The organism is Streptococcus sp. oral taxon 431, from assembly GCF_001553685.1.
Lineage (GTDB): Bacteria > Bacillota > Bacilli > Lactobacillales > Streptococcaceae > Streptococcus.
On sequence record NZ_CP014264.1, the window covers coordinates 2,142,971 to 2,165,524 of the forward strand.

Below are 22,554 nucleotides of genomic sequence, written 5' to 3' on the forward strand. Positions count from 1 at the left end.
TTAGAAACTCTTAAATGTACTGACAAACTTGTCCATCGCGGTAGGCATTGTCAATCAAGCCACCACCTAGACACTCTTCACCATCGTAAAAGACAACTGCCTGACCTGGTGTGATGGCGCGTTGTGGTTCCGCAAAGATAACCTCTGCCTTGTCTCCTTTGACATGGACGGTCACCTTAGAATCAGGCTGACGGTAGCGGAATTTAGCCGTACATTCTAGCGTAAACTCCTCTGGCATATCACGAGTAAAGTGGACTTGACTAGCCTCTAAGCTTGTTGACATGAGCGAATCATGGTAGAATCCTTGGCCTACATAGAGGATGTTTTGGCTCAAATCTTTACCGACAACAAACCAAGGTGCATTGTCACCACCGTGTTGCCCACCGATCCCGAGTCCGCCACGCTGACCGATTGTATAATACATAAGACCAGCATGCTCTCCCATATCGCGACCATCCACAGTCATCATGCGACCAGGCTGTGCTGGTAGGTAGTTGCTGAGAAATTCTTTAAAGTTCTTTTCTCCGATAAAGCAAATTCCTGTTGAATCTTTCTTCTTAGCAGTTGCAAGACCTGCTTCTTCTGCTAGTCTGCGAACTTCAGGTTTTTCCAAATGTCCCAAAGGGAACATAGTCTTTTGGAGTTGTTCTTGCGAAAGTTGGCTGAGGAAATAGGTCTGATCCTTGCCATTGTCCACGCCACGAAGCATGTGAACGATGCCATCCTCATCACGCGCCACACGGGCATAGTGCCCAGTCGCTACATAGTCTGCTCCCAAGGTCATGGCATAGTCCAAAAAGGCCTTAAACTTGATTTCCTTGTTACACATAACATCTGGATTTGGCGTGCGTCCTGCACGATATTCCGCTAGAAAATACTCAAAAACGCGGTCCCAGTACTCTTTTTCAAAGTTGACAGAGTAGTAAGGGATGCCGAGCTGATCTGCTACTGCAGCCACATCCTTGTAATCTTCGGTCGCCGTACAGACGCCGTTTTCATCTGTGTCGTCCCAGTTCTTCATGAAGATACCGATTACATCGTAGCCCTGCTCCTTGAGCAAGAGAGCCGTCACCGACGAATCGACACCACCACTCATCCCCACGACAACACGTGTTTTAGAGTTATCACTCATGGTAAGTCTCCCATCTATTCGTTTATTCACGATTGAAGGTCGTGTGTGCTTAACGATTGAAGGTCGTTTGAGCAGTTTTCATTATAACATGCTTGGTTAGAGAAGACAAGGAAGAGGCTGACAATCGACCAACCTCTTACATAAGATACTTATTTATTCCAAACTACTCTTTATAGAAAAAAGTCCTATAAATTCGAGCAATAGTTAAAATACAAACAAATATAATTCCCAAAATAGATAACACTATTTTCATAAAACTCATTTCAGAACCTATAACATATATATGAAAAAGAGGGGCTAGTCCTACACATAGAGACAATAGATAACTAATAAATCTTATCTCACCAATTCCTGCAAAAAAATGTTTCATTTTAAATATCCCAATTTTACCTTCCATCTTTATAATCCACAAGCAAATCAATTGACTTCTCTTTTTTGAAAAATCTTGATAGCAAATTTACTCCACTTAAAGCCACTAAGATTTCAATCGTCAGAATTTCTCCAATAAAAAATGCAAACTGACAAAATTCCTGCTAAAATACTATCCTCCCAGCAAATAGAGAGTCAGCAAAAATAAAATAACCGAAATTGGCAGGAAAGCAGCTCGATTTGTTTTACAAAAAATGGCATAACAAAGACTACCTATCGAAAACGACAGAATAACTTCAATAGTTATCTTTAGAACAGGATAATATATATTTTTAATAAAAAGAATTAAAAGGATAAACAATACCAATGAACAAAGAACGGATTTGATATAAAATTTTAAATGAGTCATAATTTTTTTTTTTAGATTCTACCTACTATAGATAAAATCACCTTTCTTATTTTCTTCTCAGGATATCCACTTTAATTTCTATATTCTTATGATACAATATGTTTAATAGAATTCAATTTATTGTTAACTTTTTTCACGAAAAGGAGAACATCATGCGCTATGATTTCGGAAAAGTATATAAAGACATACGTGAGTCAAAAGGATTGACCCAAGAAGAGGTCTGTGGAAAGGTCCTTTCAAGAACCAGCCTTTCCAAGTTTGAAAGTGGCAAGGCAACTCCCAAATATGAAAACATGGAGTTTCTTCTCCGTCAAATCAATATGAGTTTTGAAGAGTTTGAATACATCTGCCATCTCTATCAGCCAAGCCAGCGAACAGAAATCATGCAAACCTATCTCAATACGAGTTCCATCTTTGGTACCAGTAGTCTAGTCAATTTATTTGAAACATGCCAAGACTATCTCAAGATCCATCACGATCTCCCTATAGAGGAAATCAGAGATATGCTGGAAGTTGTTATTTATATCCGTCAACACGGTACAGGACAGCTTTCAATCCAAGTGGAACAAACGGTCAAAAAGCTTTGGGAAAAAATTGAAAAACAAGATACATGGTATGAAAGTGACCTAAAAATCCTCAATACCATCCTTTTCAGCTTTCCCATTGAACACCTCCATCTGATTACTGAACAAATCTTGCAGCGCTTGGAAGAATATAAAAACTATCGACATTTATATGAATTACGAATGGCAATCCTACTCAATCTGTCCACCATTTACTTGTACAATCAAGATAAAAATACCTGTCAACAAATCTGCTACACCTTACTAGAGGATGCTAAGAAAAAGAGAAGATACGATATTTTGGCTATCACTTATGTTCGAATAGGTATTTGTACTAGTAATGATCATCTTATTCAAAAGGGCTTCTTCCTTCTGGAGTTAACTGATGAAACCTCAATGCTATCTCACCTCAAAAAGGAAGTAGAGACCTGTTATCAAGCAAAGGAAATATAAAAAAGTCGAGGAAATCCCTCGACTTTTGCATCTTATTCTGCTAGTTAGTTCTTAGTACCAGCCGTTGTTAAGCCAGAAGTTTTTAGCAGCTGACCATGAACCGTAACGTCCTGCAACGTAAGCATCTGCTACACGTTCTTGGTTTTCAGCTGAGTAGTCACCGTTCAAGTATGAATCTGTCAATTGGTAACGTCCGATGTAACGTCCGTTTGTAGCTGTGTAGCTACCGCCTGATTCTTTTTGAGCGATCCATTCTTTAGCTTCTGCTTCAGATCCGCTGACGGTTGAAGTTGATGCTGAAGTTTCTGTTGTAGCAACGGTTTCTTCTGCAACAGTTACACTTGCTGCTGGCGCTTCATAAGTTGTTGTTTCAGTAGCTGCAGGTGCTGCTACTGGAGCTTCTGCTGTCGCAGCTAAAGTAGTTGAAGTTGCTGGTGCTTCACCATCAATAACCAATACTTGGTCTACATAGATCAAATGAATATCTTTAATCTTATTTTTTTCTGCCAATTTTTCAACAGTTGTATTGTATTTTTCAGCGATTCCTGATAGAGTGTCACCTGATTTTACTGTGTAAGTTGTTGTTTCTTGTGCAAAAGCAAGTGATGGTGCAAGGAAAGCAAGTGCTGCTGCTACTCCTACAAGTCCTGTTTTAATTTTGTTAGTTGTTGATTTCATATTAAAAGATTCTCCTTCTTTCTTATATTTCCATCATACCCTACTATTATTACTGTTTCTTGACGGTTTTATGTAGAAATGTTACAAGACGATGTTTTATTTCACTTAATTAGCCTCTTTTTGTTACAAAAGGCTTGATTTTAGAGGCTTTATGGGGATTTTAGATATTTTATCATGGAATTGAGCGCTTGCATCTAATCTTTGATATAATAGAGGTAAGAATCTTTTTAAGGGGAAACAGATGCAATCACTTCGTTTTCAATCTGTCTTTGATATCATTGGACCAGTCATGATTGGCCCATCTAGTAGTCACACGGCAGGAGCTGTTCGTATCGGTAAAATCGTCTCTTCTATCTTTGACGATACTCCAACCGAGGTTGAGTTCCAGCTTTTTAATTCTTTTGCAAAAACCTATCGCGGGCATGGAACCGATTTAGCCCTTGTCGCTGGAATTCTGGGAATGGACACAGATGATCCAGAAATTCCAAATAGTTTAGAAATCGCCCACAAGCGTGGCATCAAAATAGTCTGGACTATCCAGAAAGACAGTAATGCCCCTCACCCAAACACTACGAAAATCACTGTTAAGAATGAGCACAAGACCATCAGTGTAACAGGAATTTCAATCGGGGGTGGTAATATCCAAGTGACAGAGCTCAATGGTTTTGCGGTATCCCTCAACATGAACACTCCTACCATCATCATCGTTCATCAAGATGTTCCAGGTATGATTGCTCACGTAACAGAGGCCCTCTCTCGCTTTGACATCAATATCGCTCAGATGAATGTAACTCGAGAAAAGGCTGGCGAAAAAGCCATTATGATTATCGAAGTTGATAGTCGCAACTGTGATGAATCTATCGAAGAAATTCGCAAAATTCCTCATTTGCACAATGTCAATTTCTTTCAATAGGAGAAAATATGTTTTACTCTATCAAAGAATTAGTCCAACAAGCTGAACTTGATTTTCAAGGCAATGTTGCTGAACTCATGATTAGGACTGAGTTTGAATTGACTGGACGCGAGCGCGAAGAAGTTCTCCTTCTCATGGAGCGCAACCTTGAAGTCATGAAGGCTTCTGTAGAACTTGGACTTAGCGAGAAGAAATCTCGTAGCGGCTTAACAGGTGGAGATGCTGCCAAGCTTGACCACTACATCAAAAAAGAAAAGACCCTATCAGACTTCACTGTCTTGTCTGCCGCCCGTAACGCCATTGCCGTTAATGAGCACAATGCCAAGATGGGTCTTGTTTGTGCGACACCAACCGCAGGTAGCGCAGGTTGTCTTCCTGCAGTTCTCACATCTGCTATTCAAAAACTCAATCTAACTCATGAACAACAACTAGACTTCTTATTCGCTGCAGGTGCTTTTGGACTCGTGATTGCTAACAACGCTTCTATCTCGGGAGCCGAAGGTGGCTGCCAGGCCGAAGTCGGTTCAGCTTCAGCCATGAGTGCCGCTGCCCTAACTCTAGCTGCAGGCGGAACGCCTTATCAAGCGAGTCAGGCTATCGCCTTCGTTATCAAAAACATGCTCGGCCTAATCTGTGATCCCGTTGCAGGTTTGGTTGAAGTTCCTTGTGTCAAGCGGAATGCCATGGGAGCAAGCTTCGCCTTCATCGCAGCCGATATGGCTCTGGCTGGTATCGAATCAAAAATTCCAGTTGATGAGGTCATTGACGCCATGTATCAAGTAGGATCTAGCCTCCCAACTGCCTTTCGTGAAACTGCTGAAGGGGGGCTCGCTGCCACACCTACAGGTCGTCGCCTTCAAAAAGAAATCTTCGGCGAATAATTTCATCATTATGAGGAGAATCAATGTCATCTATATCTGCTATCTTTTTTGACTTAGATGGAACGCTAGTGGATAGTTCTATCGGTATCCATAATGGTTTCACCTATACCTTTGACCAACTTGGAGTTTCTAGTCCTGGTGCCAAAATCATTCGAGGTTTTATGGGGCCCCCACTAGAAACCAGCTTTGCTAGTTGTTTGCCGACTGAGCAGATAGAGGAAGCCATCCAGCTCTATCGCTCTTATTATAAGGAAAAAGGTGTGTACGAAGCCCAACTCTTTCCACATATCAAAGATTTACTCGTAGAACTAGCTGAGCATTATCCTCTTTATATCACTACTACGAAGAATACACCAACCGCCGTTGACATGACTAGCAATTTTGGGATTGACCACTTTTTTGATGGCATTTATGGTTCAAGCCCTCAGGCCCTACACAAGGCTGATGTCATTCGTCAAGCTCTGGAAACTCATCATCTAGCTCCCGAAACAGTCGTTATTATCGGAGATACCAAGTTTGATATGATTGGTGCCCAAGAAACTGGCATTAAAAAACTAGCGGTAACCTGGGGATTTGGTGAGGAGAGAGACCTCATGGGCTATAATCCTGACTGGATTGCTCACCAGCCGACAGACATTTTACAGCATCTACAATTAAAACGTTAAACAAAAGACTCCCAGCCTAAAAGTTAGGTTTGGGAGCTTTTTGTCTGATCTTAATGAGGAGAATGACATTCCCCGTACTCATCCAATTATTCAAAAGGCGAAGCTTCTTCGCTTTCAACTTCATTAGGTCTATTGATTGTTACTATTTCTACTTCCTTACTTGGCATAGCTAGCAGAACTAATAGCGCAAAACGTCCAACCATTGGAACAAAGTGAAGGAAGATAAAGGCCCAGTGGAAACCTCCATCACGCAAACGGCGAATCTTTAACGCTAAAGTAGGCAACAGAAGGAGTAAAGCTAAAAGGGCATAAATCATGCATATCAGGATAACTAAAGTAAAGTTCAGAGAAGGACCCTGGTTTATCTCTTTATTGAAGATAAGGATATACAGGGGTAGGAACAAGATATGATTCATCAACCAAACCCACCAGAAGTCAGGACGTGTTGAGTGTCCTACAAAATCTACATAACCTTTTAAAAAATTTATATAAGCCCTAAACAAGATATTTCTCCTTTTTAAAAACAATATGCTATAAAGCGTACATTGTTTTAAAACACTCCCAAATCTATTTTTAGATATGGGAGTGTCAGATATTTGCTTAACAATATAAAAAAAACTCTAAAACAGATTCAATTGTAAAACCTGAACTTCTTAGTTTTTGTCTGATTCTTCGAATGGTGAAACTTCTACAACTTCTTCAGTTTCATTGATTGTTACTACTTCTACTTGTTTCGTTGGCATAGCTAACAAAGCTAAAAGGGCAAGAGGTCCAACCATAGGAATAAAAATGACAAAGATTAGAGCCCAGTGGAAACCAGCATCACGTAGACGACGAACTGTCAAAGCTAACATAGGTAACATTAAGGCTAGCCCGAAAATCATATAGATAATAGCAATTCCACCCAAGGCCATAAGAGCAGTCTCATTTCTTGGATTTGCTAGTGCCTTAAAATATGCTGAGTAAAAAGGGACAAGGAGGATCATGTTTGTTAACCAAATCCACCAATACTCTGAGCGTTTTGAACGACCTGTAAAATCTACATAACCTTTAAAGAAATTCTTATATGCGTTAATCATAAGTTACTCCCTAATTTTTTAATTCATACTCCATGAAAATTGAAAAACAAATCAGAAAGTCAGTTATAAACCATATCTAAGTACGGTAAAACGACACAGACCTTATTTACTTTGATTTTCAAATAGTATAAATTTAGTTTACCATAAATGTTCAACAATGACAAGTTCGTATAAAAATTGGTAAAGGACCATTCGTTATCATAAAAGGTATGATTCCACTCGCTTCTAACATGAAGCTAGGAATCATACCTTTTTCTTTTTTAATGAGTGTGAGTTGTTTCATTTGCAAAACCGATAATGGCTTGCTTCAACTCTGAACCTTGCAAGATACGGAATTCTTCAATCTTTTGATTGATAACTTCAAGTGGCATGACATTAACTTTACCAACAAAAATCTTATCCATGACTTGATTATCAACCAATTCAGTAGATACCAACAACTCCTCATAGAGTTTCTCACCTGGACGGATTCCCACTTCTACAATTGGAATTTCATTTTCAGTACGTCCACTGAGAAGAACCATTTTCTTGGCCAAATCATAAATTTTAACTGGTTTGCCCATATCAAGAATAAAGACTTCTCCATCTTTAGCATAAGCTCCTGCATGGATCACTAAACGGCTAGCTTCTGGAATGGTCATAAAGTAACGAGTCATACGGAAGTCTGTCACAGTCACTGGACCACCCTCTGCAATCTGACGCTCAAATACTGGAATCACACTACCACGGCTACCGAGAACATTCCCAAAACGAACCGCACAATAGGTAGACTGGCTACGTTGGTTAAATCCTGTAACAATCAACTCTGCCACACGTTTGGTAGCTCCCATAACATTTGGTGGATTAACAGCCTTATCTGTCGAAATCATGACCATCTTCGGTACCTTAGCGGCGTCAACTGCCTTGGCAACATTATAAGTTCCGAGGATATTATTCTTAAAGGCTTCTTTGGGATTACGTTCCATCATTGGCACGTGCTTATGGGCAGCAGCGTGGTAAACAATGGCTGGTTGGTACTGCTCAAATACTTGAAGCAAGCGATCGTAGTCTTGGATGTCTGCAATCACAGGAACATAGTCAATTCCTTGGAAGCTACGAATCAATTCATGATAGATCAGATAAATGGAGTTTTCCCCATGCCCCAAGAGAACCACGCGCTCTGGATTAAAGCGACTAACCTGACGGCAAATCTCAGACCCGATAGAACCTCCTGCACCTGTTACTAAGATGGTTTTTCCAGTAATTTCTGAGCCTAGGCGTGACTCATCTAGTTGAATTTCTTTACGTCCCAAAAGGTCCGTAATATCGATTTTTTGGAAACCACCTACCTGAGGATGCAATCCTTGTACAACCGACTCAATCTTGGGCATCTTATAACACTTCAAGCCAAGTTGGTTACACATTTTTAGGATACGCTCATACTCGGATGGATCAAGAGAAGGAATCGCAACGATAACTTTTTCAATCTGATGACGTTTTGAGAGTTCTGGTAACTGTTCATAAGATCCTAAGACTGGGATTCCTCCTAGTTTTTGACCTTTTTTCTTTTCATCATTGTCCAAAACACCCACTAACTCAAGATCACTCGTAGGATGCTGGTAGCTGTTCATAAAGAGAGCTCCACCGTCTCCCGCACCAATCAAGAAGGTACGACGATGTTCCCCTTCTCCATCACTCTTTTTACGTCTAGAATAGATCAACTGCCAAGTGATACGAGGGAAGAGAATCAAGAAGGTTGTCAACAAGATAAAGAGGACAATAAAGCGCACAGAGAAAAGTGGCAAGAAGGCATAACAAAGAAGATAAGACAAGACACTGCTGACACTTACTCCGATGAATATCTTCATAAAGTCTGTGATTTTGCTATAGCGACTAATGCTGGCATTAAGCCCCCAGAATCCAATCATGATTTGATAGAAAAGGAAGGTCAAGCTAGTATAGATGACATAGTCCACAGGAGCTGGATTGATCAATCCATAAAACAAGATATAAGAAACAATGATTGAGGAAATCATGCTGGCAGCATCAAAAATCCCCCAAAAGACTTGTTTTTGTTGTTTATTTAACACTTCAACCAGATCAATTACATAATCTGTCATTTTTTTATTCATGTGAATGGTATCCTCCTACACAAAATCACATTTTCTAGTAATTACAAGACATTTTTTAAAACTGATGAGCTATTTGCTTTTTCTCAATAGTTTTAAAAAGATAAATTGTCGCACAAAGCCTGGACATAGGGCAACGACAACTTGGATTAAAACACTTTTCAGATATTCACCATAAGAAATCTGTCCACGCGCGTGCATTCTTTGACGTGCTTGGCGATAGAGTTTGAGATAACGAAGACCACCACGGCGTTCAAACATCCCCGCTCCCACGCGCACCTTACACAGAATCTGGTCCACATTCCCAGTCCGAGCACCAGCGCTAATCATATTGAGCCAGAGGAGGTCATCTTCCATATAAAGACCGTCTTCGTAGTTGCCTGCTTTTAAAACCATCTCTCTTTTGAACATAACAGTCATGTGATTAAAGGCACTTCTCATACGTTGGTAAGCAATGATATCCTCATGCTTAATCGGTACACGACGGTAAGACACAATCTCGTCAGGTTGGTCAATAAATTCTGCGATATGACCACCCAGCAAGTCCAAGTTTTCCTTTTCCATCAAGTCAAACTGTTGTTCGAAACGGTCTTCGACTGCAATATCATCTGTATCCATACGAGCAATGACGTCATATTGGCACTGTAAGACACCGTACTGAAGCGCCAAACCTAAGCCGCGATTTTGCTCAAGCGGACAACGTTTGATTGGAATACTTGACTGTGCTTCCAATTTTTCCAAAACTTGATAGAGTTCAGGTGTCAGTGGTCCATCTTCGACGATTACCACTTCGCTAGGTTTGAGCGTTTGATGTAAGATACTCTCTACTGCCTCTTCTAGAAAGGCTGGATTTTCTTTAACATAGACTGACATCAAGACACTAAATTTCCGATTTTCAGACACAGTAGTTCTCCAATTTATAGATTTTCTTTCACTATTTTATCACAAATTCCCAGACTTTCCTATTTTTATTTGAATCCCAGAAAAAAACTAGTAAACAACTCGTCCTACTTTACTTTTATTTAGTTTAAGTAAAACACCGAATCTCCCTGCTCTGGCTTGACATCTCTTAGAAAAAAACCTAAAATAAGCTGTTATAAAAATCATCTTAGAGAGGTTCACATGAAAAAACGATCACTCTTTTTTATTCTAGGAATTATCTTAATCGGAGCGGTCTTAAGAGCTCCTTTTACGGCCTTACCGACTATTTTAGGAGATATTGCTCAAGGTTTAGGAGTTGAGGTCAGCTCACTTGGAGTTTTGACCAGCCTTCCTCTCTTAATGTTTGCTCTTTTCTCCTCTTTTGCGACGCGTTTGGCTCAAAAGATTGGACTCGAGCACCTTTTTACCTACAGCCTCCTCGTCTTGACCGTGGGTTCAGCGATTCGTATCTTTAATCTCCCACTACTTTATCTGGGAACCCTACTCATCGGAGCTAGTGTCGCTATTTTTAACGTACTTCTTCCTAGTGCCATTCAGGCCAACTATCCACAAAAGATTAGTCTCCTGACGACGGTTTATGTGACTTCCATGGGAATCGCAACAGCTCTTGCTTCCTATCTCTCTGTTCCCATTACTCAGGCGACATCTTGGAAAGGCTTGATCCTCTGCCTATCCTTTGTCTGCCTACTCACTTTAGCTGTCTGGTTTCCCAATCATCGCCACAATCATTTTCTAGAAGGACATGAGAAAAAACAAAAGAAAGAGAACATTCTAAAAGACAAGAAAGTTTGGGCTATTATTGTATTCGGCGGACTTCAGTCCTTGCTCTTCTATACTAGCATGACCTGGTTACCAACCATGGCCATCAGTGCAGGACTATCTCATACGGACGCTGGTCTTCTGGCTTCTATCTTTTCACTGATCAGTATCCCCTTCTCGATGACCATTCCAAGTTTAACAACTCGTTTGTCCAATCGTCACCGTCAAATCATGCTGACAGTCATCTCTCTCGCTGGAATGCTTGGAATTGCTATGCTCCTATACCCGAGCAAGAGTTTCCTTTACTGGTTAGTAGCGCATCTCTTGATTGGTACTGCTTGTAGCGCTCTTTTCCCTTATCTCATGGTTTGCTTCTCCATCAAAACTAGCTCCCCTGAAAAGACAGCCCAATTATCTGGACTTGCCCAGACCGGTGGTTACATCCTAGCAGCCTTTGGACCAACTCTGTTTGGCTATAGTTTTGACATGTTTCAATCTTGGATTCCAGCTGTTCTGGCTCTCCTCATCATTGATGTAATCATGACAATCTCCCTCTTTATGGTGGATCGAGCGGATAAAATCCTTTAAAAGGTTGAAATTCAACTCAACGAGAAATACTTTTCAAGCCAGACGGATGTCTGGCTTTTTTGGGGATTCGAGATATAAAATCATCATAGATATGCTAGTAGAATAATCTTGTTTTTGATATAATAAAATATGTAAAAACTAATAGTGAAACGAAAAGGCAGATTAGTTTTAACTAGCAATAATTACTATTTCAAAGTGAGGGCATAGTATGGATGAACAGAAATACAATTTGGAACAAAGTTTAGAAGAGTTAGGTAAGCTCCTTGACTTATCGGTCAAGGAAACAGATAAGGCTATATGTGAAGCTCTAGCAGAAAAAGCAAGAATAATTTATGAACAATACTCTGAATCAGAAGACACTGCTTTACTTTATGCTATGCTTCTTTTCAATTTGTTGGTTGAACAAGTGAATGTTGAGGAGCGAATAAACACTGCAAAAAACATCAAAGAAATTTTCGAGCGTTTCAACCAGTCTGAAGACATTGCTTTACAATATATTATGACTTTAGTAAATTTATCAGCTAAACAAGAAAATGTTGAGGAGCGAATAAACACTGCAAAAAACATCAAAGAAATTTTCGAGTGTTTCAACCAGTCTGAAGACATTGCTTTACAATATGCTATGGCTTTAGTCAATTTATCAGCTAAACAAGATAATGTTGAGGATTTACTGAAGACTAGCAAAGCAGTCAAACAAATTTTTGATAGCTTCAAGCACTCTGAAGATATTGCATTACATTATACTAGAACTTTAGCCAATTTGTCGTTTGAACAAGAAAATGTTGAGGAGCGATTGAACACTGCCAATGCAGTTGAACAAATTTTTGATAGCTTCAAGCACTCTGATAGTATTGCCTTACGGTATGCTATGGTTTTAGTTAATTTGTCAGCTAAACAAGAAAATGTTGAGGATTTACTGAATACTGCCAATGCAGTTGAAAAAATTTTTGATAGCTTCAAGCACTCGGAAGACATTGCTTTACAATATACTAGAACTTTAGCCAATTTGTCATTTGAACAAAAAAATGTTGAGGATCGATTGAAAACTTCCATTGCAGTCAAACAAATTTTTGATAGCTTCAAGCACTCTGAAACCATTGCATTACATTATACTATAGCTCTAGCCAATTTATCAGCTAAACAAGAAAATGTTGAGGAATTACTGAACGCTGCCAATGCAGTTGAACAAATTTTTGATAGCTTCAAGCACTCGGAAGACATTGCTTTACAATATACTAGAACTTTAGCCAATTTGTCATTTGAACAAGAAAATGTTGAGGAATTACTGAACACTGCCAATGCAGTCAAACAAATTTTTGAGCTCTTCAAGCATTCTGAAAGTATTGCATTACGTTATGCTATGGCTTTAGTTGATTTGTCAGCTAAACAAGAAAATGTTGAGGAATTACTGAACACTGCCAAGGTAGTTGAACAAATTTTTGAGCTCTTTAAGCATTCTGAAGATATTGCCTTACATTATGCTATGGCTTTAGTCAATTTGTCAGCTAAACAAGAAAATGTCGAGGATCGATTAAACGCTGCCAAGACGATCAAACAAATTTTTGAGTTCTTTAAGCATTCCGAAGCCATTGCATTACGTTACACAATGGCTTTAGTCAATCTGTCAGCTAAACAAGGAAATGTTGAGGAATTACTGAACACTGTCAAGGAAATCGAACAAATTTTTGAGCTCTTCGAGCATTCTGAACGCATTGCCTTACATTATACAATGGCTTTAGTCAATTTGTCAGTTAAACAAGGAAATGTTGAGGATCGATTGAACACTGCTAAGGCAGTTGAACAAATTTTTGAGCTCTTCAAGCACTCTGAAAGTATTGCATTACGTTATGCTATGGCTTTAGTCAATCTGTCAGCTAAACAAGAAAATGTTGAGGAATTACTGAATACTACCAATAAAATCGAACAAACTTTTGAGCTCTTCAAGCATTCTGAAGATATTGCCTTACATTATGCTATGGCTTTAGTCAATCTGTCAGCTAAACAAGGAAATGTTGAGGAATTACTGAACACTGTCAAGGAAATCGAACAAATTTTTGAGCTCTTCAAGCACTCTGAAAGTATTGCCTTACGGTATGCTATAGCTTTAGCCAATTTGTCATTTGAACAAGAAAATGTTGAGGATCGATTGAACACTGCCAATAAAATCGAACAAACTTTTGAGCTCTTCAAGCATTCTGAAGACATTGCCTTACGGTATGCTATGGCTTTAGTCGATTTGTCAACTAAACAAGGAAATGTTGAGGAACGTTTAAACACTGCCAATAAAATCGAACAAGCTTTTGAACTCTTCAAACATTCTGAAGATATTGCCTTACATTATGCTATGGCTTTAGTCAATTTGTCAGCTAAACAAGAAAATGTCGAGGATCGATTAAACGCTGCCAAGACGATCAAACAAATTTTTGAGTTCTTTAAGCATTCCGAAGCCATTGCATTACGTTACACAATGGCTTTAGTCAATCTGTCAGCTAAACAAGGAAATGTTGAGGAATTACTGAACACTGTCAAGGAAATCGAACAAATTTTTGAGCTCTTCGAGCATTCTGAACGCATTGCCTTACATTATACAATGGCTTTAGTCAATTTGTCGTTTGAACAAGAAAATGTTGAGGAATTACTGAATACTGCCAATGAAATCAGACAAATTTTTAAACTCTTCAAGCATTCTGAAGATATTGCCTTACATTATACTATGGTTCTGTTCAATTTGGCGGTTAAACAAGAAAATGTTGAGGAATTACTGAATACTGCCAATGAAATCAGACAAATTTTTGAACTCTTCAAGCATTCTGAAGATATTGCCTTACATTATGCTATGGCTTTAGTCAATTTGTCAGCTAAACAAGAAAATGTTGAGGAACGTTTGAACACTGCAAATAAAGTCGAACAAATTTTTAAGCTCTTCAAGCATTCTGAAGATATTGCCTTACGTTATACTATGGTTCTGTTCAATTCGTCTGTTGACCAAGAAGAGGGCGAAGAATTACTGAATACTATCAATAAAATCGAACAAATTTTTGAACTCTTCAAGTATTCTGAAGACATTGCATTACGCTATGCTAAGACTCTAGTCAATCTTTCAAATCTGCAAGATGATATCGAGGATATAGTTAATAAAATATTAGATATCTTAAAAAATGTTTCTAGCGTTGAAATATTTAATATTCTAGTGGATATGTTACAAAACAACCCTGCTATAAAATTGGATACAGATAAGATTCCAACTACTAGTCTCACAAAAATTTTAGATAAGCTGTGTTTAAATTCTAATATCGACACAGACAGAGAACTACTAATTCGTGCTTTAAACCTTAAACTTGGTTCAGATCGTAAACTAGTTTTAAATACAAAATATGATATTTTAAATGGTTGGATTGAATACTATAAAGAGGTTAAAGATAAAGATAAACTCAATCAACTAATAGATATCTATAGGATCGTTCAAGAAATCAAATTTAAACTTGGTTTGAAAGAAGATAATAAGGAGCTTCAATTTGGTCATTATACCAAAGGGAGTACTCTACAAGTTATGTTAGATCAAGAGGAGAATGAAAAGAAGAAAAATACTTTTTCGGTATCTGGGAAAACTCGCTTGTATAATGCTAATTATATGAATGATCCTGAAGAAGGAATCGTCATAGAAAAGATATTAGGTTTAGATAGACGAGATATCTTAGAACCAAGCTCATGGTTTTTAATGAGTTTTACTAGCAAAACGGATGATCTAGCTATGTGGTCCCAGTATGGTGATGATGCCAAAGGTGTTTGTCTAGTACTTCGTGAAGATGATTTTTCTAGATTTACTTCCTTCAATGATGTTTCGTGGCGTAAAGAGGCCATCCCCATAGTAGAGACAGTGAATACGATAGAATCTACTCTATTGTACGATTTAAAAAGCTCACCAAATGAATTAAATAATATTAAACCAACTATAGCTATTAAAGATGAAGAAAAAAGATCGAAATCTGAAAAAAAAGAGAATGTACCAAAAGGGAATAGTGATTATCTCTATAGAATAGCCTATGTTAAAAATATAGATAAAGATAAAGATATAGATGAAGATATAGAACTTGAACAAACCGAACTATTTAGTAAGTCCGAAATAGAAGATTTAGCAAAAATGTTGAATAGTTTAAAGAAAAAACTAGATAGTGGTTCAAAAGTTAAGGAGGAGAACTATCAAAATGCTATTTCTGAATGTATCGAAGAAATTCGCTACTTATTTAAATCTGTCGATTACAAATATGAAAATGAACTTCGTATCTTACGCTATGCCAACCTAGACCCTAGCAATAAGGAAATAAAAATTGATAAAACCTCTGGAGTAGGTAAACTTTATGTAGAACGAAAAAATTCAATTCAAATCGGTGAAGTTATTTTCGGTCCCAAGTTTCCGAATCCTGAGTATGTAACTCCTTTACTAAAACTATTGGATGGAAATATTGATTATAAAAAATCTACGATAAAATTCAGATAGATACATTCCTATTCTCTATTCTAAATAACACTCATAAAATCTAAGAGAATTTACCTAAAATCCAAATGATATGAAAGCCAGACTGAGTCTGGTTTTTTTGTATCTTCACAACATTTTAAAAAGTATAGATTTACCAAGCATACTGCTGTTCCTACGCGCAAAAATGGTATAATAAAGCTAGGAAAGCTCCGGTTACAATTTATTAGAAGTAGCACTATTTGGGTACATAAAAGATTATTACTTTGGGAATTGATAGTTGAAGCGATGCTAAAGTAGAAATTATAAACGTCTGCATTTATGATTGTTTTAATGCCATTAAGTAATTTTGATTGGATAAAAAATCTCGATTAACCAAAGACCATTGAATCATGTAAGGAGAAATTTGTATGCTAGCAAAAGCAGGGGACGTCTATTGTGTTTACAATTTCCATCTAAAAAAATACATAGCTTGCCAGATAACCAAGATCGAAGAGGGGGAGAAAAAGTCGCAGGCTGTCCTACTGTCATTAGACTGGTCAGGAGAACAACCTCTTAGAGAAGAAGAACCATCTTCTTTGAAGCCACTCTATATAGATTTTATGTACTGGGAAAGAAACTTACAGCTTAGTAATGTTGATATTCATGTACCGTCACATTATATTTTTATTGGTAATACAACACCATTAACAACTGAAAGCACAAACACATATGCTATGTTTTGGGGGAATGGTTACGATATTTATAGGCAACTGAAATGGCAAGAAATACCAAAAGAAAAAAGAGATTTATTTAAGAAAGCAGATAAAAGCAAGGAAAAAGTTTCATTTGCAGGAAATGAGTGCCGTATTTCTAAACACAATATCAATGACGAGTGGACGCCTTTTGAAGACGCATTAGAATTAAAGGTCTTTCCTTGTTTATCTAAGTTGACATTAACGAGATGGCACAAAAATTTATATGAGTATTTACAGTCAACTCCTTTTATTACAGAACTAGTTCTTAAAAATCATGGACAAACAAAACTGGATTTTTCCAAGACATCCATACATCGGCTTTCCATTGATTTGACAGGCGTAGAGGAACTTAGATTGAACAATGATTTGGAGGTGCTAGTCTTATTAGGAGACATGAGCGACAATTGTCAGATACTTGTAAAGGACCATGGAGCCAGCTTACGATTACAACTTGATCGTTCTCTACCTAAGGTGCTGGGTTTAAAAGATTTAGGAGCCATCCATTGTTCTAACATCCTTGAAATAGATTTTGCGCAAGTCTTGAATAACTATCCAAGGCTTAGGGAATTAAGATTGTGGGGGAAACCTGGTCATATTCTTAATTTCCACAAATTATCAGAGTTCAAAGAGTTAGTCAATTTTTCCACTGTTGATTTGTTTGGCTTTACTGCAGAGGATATTCCCAAACCAGAAGATTTACCTCGATTAAGCATGTTTTGGATGAGCAGCTTACCAGAAGAGGCCGCTAAAATAGCCAAAAAATATTATAAAAAACAGCAGGACAAGGGACTGAATCTTTGGATAACAAAACCGAGAAAAGCTGAATGGCTAGCCCAAAACCTAGATAATCCATTTCGCTCATGGGATGGACAAGAAAATATTTCAACCGCAAACGAAAAAAAAGCAGCCTCTCTATATAGAAAGACTAGAGCAAGTGTTATAAAGCTTCTAGGAAACCCCAACGAGGACACTATGAAACACATAGAAGTCCTCATAAGAGAATATACTCAAGGTTTCAATAAAATGGACAAGCGTAACTGTTTTATTGAAACAATCGAGAGAGAGGATATCTATGATGCCCTGGTCGAGATCTTAGATTTACTACCTGAAGATTTAGGGATGGACAAAGAAAAATTTATAGAAATCTTTGATGAGCTAAAAGATTTTTAAATGAGAAGCCTTTCTAGTTCATTCTTGAAACGGAGATTATCATGACTAACTTTATACAGACTATCACAGTAGAAAATCGGCAGGTCGACAAAGAAAATTACTTTACAATCGGCTACTCTCCAGAGATAGAAAAATCTTTACTGTGTGTTCATATTTCTTGGATTGCTAGTTACGACCGTTATTACGAGTTAGATGACGGAGATTTGGCTCTCTTTGAAAGGAAACGAGAAGCATTTCTCAAAAAATATGAAAAAGAAATCAAGGCTTATCGGACTGAAAGATTGATTGGTTCTGGGGCCTTGAGGGATTACAATTTCAGATCCTTGCCTGAGAATATCCTAAAAAACTTGGATAGCTATCCTCCATTTAACGGATATGTCTATCAAAACGGCATCCTCTGTGCCAAAATCAAGATTGAAGACAAGTATTTTTATCTTCCGCCCATTTATGATGAGGATTACAGATAAGCATTGCCCCAAATTGATACAAAACATCCTCCAATCTTCTAGTTTTCATTAGAAGATTTTTTATATATAAAAATTTTACACATATTGCTTGACAGGGCTTACAAATAGATGTATGATGTATGTGTAGAATAATTATATATAAAATTTTTACATACTAAAAAAGGAGGTGCCCCATGTATTTTCCAACATCAGCGGCTTTGATTGAATTTCTCATCTTGGCCATCCTAGAACAAGGGGATTCCTATGGTTATGAGATTAGCCAAACCATTAAACTCATTGCCAAAATCAAGGAATCTACCCTCTACCCCATCTTGAAAAAACTGGATACCAACCGCTATCTGACTACATACTCTCGCGAATACCAAGGTCGGATGCGGAAGTACTACTCCTTGACAGAGATTGGGGAGGAGCAACTATTTGTACTCAGAGAAGAGTGGACACTCTACACTGACACTATCAATGGCATCATAGAAGGGAGCATTCGCCATGACAAGAACTGAATATTTGAATCAGCTTGAAGCCTATCTGATGAAGCTTCCTCAATCTGATCGCATTGAAGCCATGGATTACTTCAAAGAACTCTTTGATGATGCGGGTCCAGAAGGTGAGGAGGAGCTTATCGCTAGCTTGGGAAGTCCAAAAGAAGCTGCCCATGATGTCCTGACTACACTTCTTGATAAGAAAATCAACGAAGAAAATTCCAGCAAGAACGACCGCCATATTTTACGCATCGCTCTACTAGCCCTTCTTGCAGCTCCTATCGGAATTCCGGTCGGAATTGGTCTTCTCATGGCTATCATCGGGATTTTTATCGCTGCTGTCAGCGTACTTATAGCCTTCTTTGCTGTATCAGCAGCTGGAATGGTTCTCGGAGCTATTCTCCTATTTGAAAGCTTCTACGTCCTGGCTGAATCTACATCTGCTTTTATTCTGATTTTTGGTGGAGGTTTACTAGCTATCGGAGCTTCATCCCTAGTCTTGCTAGCAACTTCCTATGTGACCCGTTTCTTTGGATTACTAGTCCTTCGACTTATCCAATGGATTCTTAATAGAGGAAAGAGAGGTGAAAGACATGCGTAAATGGACAAAAGGATTTCTTATCTTTGGTGTTGTTACCAGTATCATTGGTTTTTCCATGATGATCATCGGGATCCAAACAGATGGTGTCAGAAGCCTCCTTGCAATGTCTCAAAATCCAGTATTTGAAAGTCGAATGGAAGAACTCGTTTTTGATCAAGATATTGAAAATCTAAACATCTCACTAACAGAACATTCGCTTGTCATTACGGAGTCAAGCGATGATAAGATTCACATCCAGTACCATCCAACCATCTCTGAAAAAGAAAATCTTCAACACTCTATCAAAGAGAAAAGTCTTGAAATAACTGACACCAAGTCAACTACACGTCGCTCTATAGGTTCTAGTATCGAGGGTATTCTCTATATCGCAAGCGGAATTTCTAGTCGCAATGATGAAGTTGTTCTCTCATTACCAAGAGGAAAAGACTTAAAAAATCTAACTGCCCAGGTAAACCATCGTATCCTTTCAATTGCTAATGCAAAACTCAGCAATGCCAAGATTCTGTCAAATGGCTATCTTCTTCGTATCACTGATAGCGAGATTAAAAATAGCCAACTAACCACAGTTGGAATTGTCAATGTATTTGAAACCAGTCTAACAGATAGCCGCATCCAAGCAGATCATGAACATATCAAGGCAGACGATATCCAAGTGCACGGTAGAGTGGAATTCGAGGCAAGAAAAGATATCTCACTCGAGTTATCCCAAAAGGAACTTGAGCGAATCAATGTTGAGTTTTCTGCTGAACATGGTGATATCTATCGTTGGCATCGAGACAGACGTGACATACCTACGGGAGGCAGTAAAGGTGAAGCATTAGCGAACCCTTACAAAACAGAAAAAAAAGATACGCAAGATCTCCTCGTCGCAAAATCGAATCAAAGTATCTATTTCCCCTAATAAGATCGCTTGCTTTCTTATAGAAATCATGAATAAAGACAACTAGTAGTTACTACTCAAAAATTAATCAAAAAAAGGGAGGTCTATTATGACTCAAGAATGGTTTGAAAGTGCTGATTTCGAAAAAACAGCCAACAATGATAAAAAAGATAGCCCATCCGACTCAGTTCTCCTTGAAGAAGATGCAGAGACAAGAGAAGAGGCGCCAGTAGTTGAGGAAAATCCTCAAGCCAACCCAGAAGATAAGGAAACTAGTGAGGAAACTGTAGAGACTGAAGAGCTCGCTGAAAAATTAGAAAAGATAGACGAGTCAGAAGAACCTGTTAAAGAAGTTTCTCAGAAAAGTCAATCTTTGACTAGCAAGTCTTTGGAAAGTCCGTTTTTACCAGATTCTGTATCTACAAAAACAGCAGTATTTGCAGTTTTCAAAGAAGAACTGGCTGATCAGTGGGTTTGGCTACAAGGAGCCCTTAAAGAACCGACAGCAAGCATTGATACAGATAAAAAACATAGTTATAATGCCTTTGCGCTGCTGACCATATTTTCTGCTCTTAGTTTCTTCTGTGCGATTTATCATATCAAGCATGACTACTACGGCCATATGGCGGCTATCAACTCTCATGCCATCGAGCAGTTCCCTTCACTGAATCTCTTTTCTATCTTCTCCATCTTGGTAGCTACAAGCTTATTCTTCTTTTCTATCCTTATGGGTGGATTCGTGGTTAAACGTTTTGTCAATCAGGACAATGACTGGACACTAGAAAAAGCCTTGCAAGAGTACAGCAGACTCTTCGCCCTTCCACTCCTGCTCACGGGTATTGCGAGTTTCTTTGCCTTCTTTAATAGTCTACGCTTTGCGGCTCTTCTCTGCCTCATTAGCATTGGTCTGGTACTTCTTGCCAACCTCTATACCATCTCAAGACCAAGTAAAGATAGCCAAACTGACTCCTTCTATCGCCTTCTCTTAGCATTTCTAGTTAACGGTGGTATCCTATTTCTCTTCTTCCTAGCGGAAATGACTCTGGTTTTTGAATATTTACGAATCCTAGCTTTTATGTAAGATAAAGGTAGCGAGATAGAAAGATATTAGCTTTAGAGGATCATTACTATAAAATTTTAAAAACAAAAAAAGCGAACAAGACAGAATTCTGATAATCAGAAAACTAATCTTGTCCGCTTTTTAACTTTATAGAAACTTTTGTCACAGATTCCTTATTTATCTATTTGCTAAAGCTTCAAAATCTTCCCCCAAAACAGGTCCTACCACTATTTGGTTGGCATCCAAATCCTGACAAAGTTCCTTTGGAAGAACTTCTAAAAAGGCTTGGTAATCCAGTCTAGCTACCGCTTCATAGTCTTCAGGTTTAGAACCATCTCCAGAGATTTTCACCAGGTCAATCTCCCAGACAAGATCCTTACCAGCCAACTGCTCAACATAAGGCACAGGAACAACAGGACCTTTTGGCAAAATAGTCTTTACTCCTTGAGCCAGGTGGTAGATTCCATGAACCTTACCCTCACTATCTGGGTAGAATTTAGCACTTGCAGGATAAGCATCTGACCCTTGAACCCTCTTAACTAATTCTTCAAAACGTGCCAGTCCATCTTCTTCTAGGAAACTTTCCAAATCCTTCTTATCAAAGTAAATAGTTGATAGAATACCCTGACAGAAACCTAAACGAGCAGCCTTATCAGCTAGATAGTTCTTAACCGTTTCTTGGAAATAGTTTTCCAAATCAAAGTCTGCCAAACCTTCAACAGATTCACCAACCTTGCTAGACAAGGCTTGCAAGAGAGCTTCTACAATTTCCCAGTCAGCTCTTGTAATTAAGTCAGGAATGATCACTTGATAGCCTTTTTGAGCATCTACATAACGAACTTTAAAGAGAAATTGAGACTTACCTACGATTCCACACTCGATATACTCAAGGCGATTGAGGGGTTGACGAAGATAGACAGCATCATAACTATGTGACTCTAAGCCATCTACTAGGGCCAAGACTGACTTAGCTGTTAGAATCTCCTGTTGTCCTAAAATACTTTGTTTATTTGGAATAAAAAATGTTTTCACCATAAATGGTCTCCTTTGAAATCGTTTACATATAGTATACACCATTTTCCTGAAAGATGCAGAAACAAATTTAAGATTTTTTAGTCAAAAGCATAGAAAAACAGCCCATCAGGAC

Annotated in this window: 20 protein-coding genes; 12 read left to right on the forward strand and 8 right to left on the reverse strand. The window is 38.3% G+C overall.

Features of this window, described 5'->3' with window-relative positions; all coding sequences use genetic code 11:
- Window positions 1-10: 10 nt before the first annotated feature.
- Together mnmA and AXE83_RS11475 are read right to left on the reverse strand one after the other, a co-directional pair.
- Window positions 11-1,132 (reverse strand): tRNA 2-thiouridine(34) synthase MnmA, encoded by a 1,122-nt coding sequence (gene mnmA, locus AXE83_RS10185; RefSeq protein ID WP_060956317.1) that lies wholly within the window; start codon window positions 1,130-1,132, stop codon window positions 11-13.
- A 163-nt stretch (window positions 1,133-1,295) separates the two neighbouring features.
- A complete protein-coding gene (locus AXE83_RS11475; RefSeq protein ID WP_060956409.1) occupies window positions 1,296-1,502 on the reverse strand; it encodes a hypothetical protein in 207 nt (68 codons plus the stop codon).
- A 560-nt stretch (window positions 1,503-2,062) separates the two neighbouring features.
- Here AXE83_RS11475 and AXE83_RS10195 point away from each other — a divergent pair.
- Window positions 2,063-2,926: a helix-turn-helix domain-containing protein gene (locus tag AXE83_RS10195; protein WP_060956318.1), complete on the forward strand. Its 864-nt coding sequence runs from the start codon at window positions 2,063-2,065 to the stop codon at window positions 2,924-2,926.
- 51 nt (window positions 2,927-2,977) lie between these two features.
- Here AXE83_RS10195 and AXE83_RS10200 read toward each other — a convergent pair whose 3' ends face one another.
- The gene (locus tag AXE83_RS10200) at window positions 2,978-3,604 is read right to left on the reverse strand and encodes a LysM peptidoglycan-binding domain-containing protein (RefSeq protein WP_060956319.1); all 627 of its coding nucleotides are present in this window, start codon (window positions 3,602-3,604) and stop codon (window positions 2,978-2,980) included.
- Window positions 3,605-3,845: 241 nt separating this feature from the next.
- On the opposite strand from AXE83_RS10200, the gene sdaAB reads away from it, so the two are divergent.
- From sdaAB to AXE83_RS10215, 3 genes are read left to right on the forward strand one after another with little or no spacing between them, the layout of a single operon-like run.
- The gene (sdaAB, locus tag AXE83_RS10205) at window positions 3,846-4,517 is read left to right on the forward strand and encodes an L-serine ammonia-lyase, iron-sulfur-dependent subunit beta (RefSeq protein WP_001191178.1); all 672 of its coding nucleotides are present in this window, start codon (window positions 3,846-3,848) and stop codon (window positions 4,515-4,517) included.
- An 8-nt stretch (window positions 4,518-4,525) separates the two neighbouring features.
- A complete protein-coding gene (gene sdaAA / locus AXE83_RS10210) occupies window positions 4,526-5,398 on the forward strand; it encodes an L-serine ammonia-lyase, iron-sulfur-dependent, subunit alpha (protein WP_049526544.1) in 873 nt (290 codons plus the stop codon).
- A 23-nt stretch (window positions 5,399-5,421) separates the two neighbouring features.
- The gene (locus tag AXE83_RS10215; protein ID WP_060956320.1) at window positions 5,422-6,063 is read left to right on the forward strand and encodes an HAD hydrolase-like protein; all 642 of its coding nucleotides are present in this window, start codon (window positions 5,422-5,424) and stop codon (window positions 6,061-6,063) included.
- An 86-nt stretch (window positions 6,064-6,149) separates the two neighbouring features.
- Here the strand turns inward: AXE83_RS10215 and AXE83_RS10220 are convergent, their stop codons facing one another.
- From AXE83_RS10220 to AXE83_RS10235, 4 genes are all read right to left on the reverse strand, one after another.
- The gene (locus tag AXE83_RS10220; protein WP_060956321.1) at window positions 6,150-6,566 is read right to left on the reverse strand and encodes a DUF805 domain-containing protein; all 417 of its coding nucleotides are present in this window, start codon (window positions 6,564-6,566) and stop codon (window positions 6,150-6,152) included.
- A gap of 150 nt (window positions 6,567-6,716) precedes the next feature.
- Entirely contained in the window at window positions 6,717-7,142 is a 426-nt protein-coding gene (locus tag AXE83_RS10225; protein WP_060956322.1) for a DUF805 domain-containing protein, read from the reverse strand.
- Window positions 7,143-7,402: 260 nt separating this feature from the next.
- The gene (locus AXE83_RS10230; RefSeq protein ID WP_060956323.1) at window positions 7,403-9,253 is read right to left on the reverse strand and encodes a nucleoside-diphosphate sugar epimerase/dehydratase; all 1,851 of its coding nucleotides are present in this window, start codon (window positions 9,251-9,253) and stop codon (window positions 7,403-7,405) included.
- A gap of 69 nt (window positions 9,254-9,322) precedes the next feature.
- A complete protein-coding gene (locus AXE83_RS10235) occupies window positions 9,323-10,153 on the reverse strand; it encodes a glycosyltransferase (RefSeq protein WP_060956324.1) in 831 nt (276 codons plus the stop codon).
- Window positions 10,154-10,372: 219 nt separating this feature from the next.
- Here AXE83_RS10235 and AXE83_RS10240 point away from each other — a divergent pair, with 219 nt between their 5' ends.
- From AXE83_RS10240 to AXE83_RS10275, 8 genes are all read left to right on the forward strand, one after another.
- Window positions 10,373-11,539, forward strand: coding sequence for a CynX/NimT family MFS transporter (locus tag AXE83_RS10240; RefSeq protein WP_060956325.1), 1,167 nt, complete (start codon window positions 10,373-10,375; stop codon window positions 11,537-11,539).
- A 208-nt stretch (window positions 11,540-11,747) separates the two neighbouring features.
- Window positions 11,748-16,037: a DUF2971 domain-containing protein gene (locus AXE83_RS11480; RefSeq protein WP_223299861.1), complete on the forward strand. Its 4,290-nt coding sequence runs from the start codon at window positions 11,748-11,750 to the stop codon at window positions 16,035-16,037.
- A gap of 386 nt (window positions 16,038-16,423) precedes the next feature.
- Entirely contained in the window at window positions 16,424-17,920 is a 1,497-nt protein-coding gene (locus tag AXE83_RS10250) for a hypothetical protein (RefSeq protein ID WP_060956326.1), read from the forward strand.
- A gap of 41 nt (window positions 17,921-17,961) precedes the next feature.
- Window positions 17,962-18,387 (forward strand): hypothetical protein, encoded by a 426-nt coding sequence (locus AXE83_RS10255; protein WP_060956327.1) that lies wholly within the window; start codon window positions 17,962-17,964, stop codon window positions 18,385-18,387.
- 173 nt (window positions 18,388-18,560) lie between these two features.
- Entirely contained in the window at window positions 18,561-18,887 is a 327-nt protein-coding gene (locus tag AXE83_RS10260) for a PadR family transcriptional regulator (protein WP_006149048.1), read from the forward strand.
- Window positions 18,874-19,467, forward strand: coding sequence for a DUF1700 domain-containing protein (locus tag AXE83_RS10265; RefSeq protein WP_049509999.1), 594 nt, complete (start codon window positions 18,874-18,876; stop codon window positions 19,465-19,467). Before AXE83_RS10260 ends, AXE83_RS10265 begins: the two co-directional genes overlap by 14 nt.
- Window positions 19,460-20,368: a DUF4097 family beta strand repeat-containing protein gene (locus tag AXE83_RS10270; protein WP_060956328.1), complete on the forward strand. Its 909-nt coding sequence runs from the start codon at window positions 19,460-19,462 to the stop codon at window positions 20,366-20,368. Before AXE83_RS10265 ends, AXE83_RS10270 begins: the two co-directional genes overlap by 8 nt.
- Window positions 20,369-20,456: 88 nt before the next feature.
- On the forward strand, window positions 20,457-21,428 hold the full coding sequence (locus AXE83_RS10275; protein WP_060956329.1) for a DUF6574 domain-containing protein: 972 nt from the start codon (window positions 20,457-20,459) through the stop codon (window positions 21,426-21,428).
- A 156-nt stretch (window positions 21,429-21,584) separates the two neighbouring features.
- Here the strand turns inward: AXE83_RS10275 and AXE83_RS10280 are convergent, their stop codons facing one another.
- Window positions 21,585-22,442 (reverse strand): DUF4299 family protein, encoded by an 858-nt coding sequence (locus tag AXE83_RS10280; protein ID WP_060956330.1) that lies wholly within the window; start codon window positions 22,440-22,442, stop codon window positions 21,585-21,587.
- Window positions 22,443-22,554: the final 112 nt, after the last annotated feature.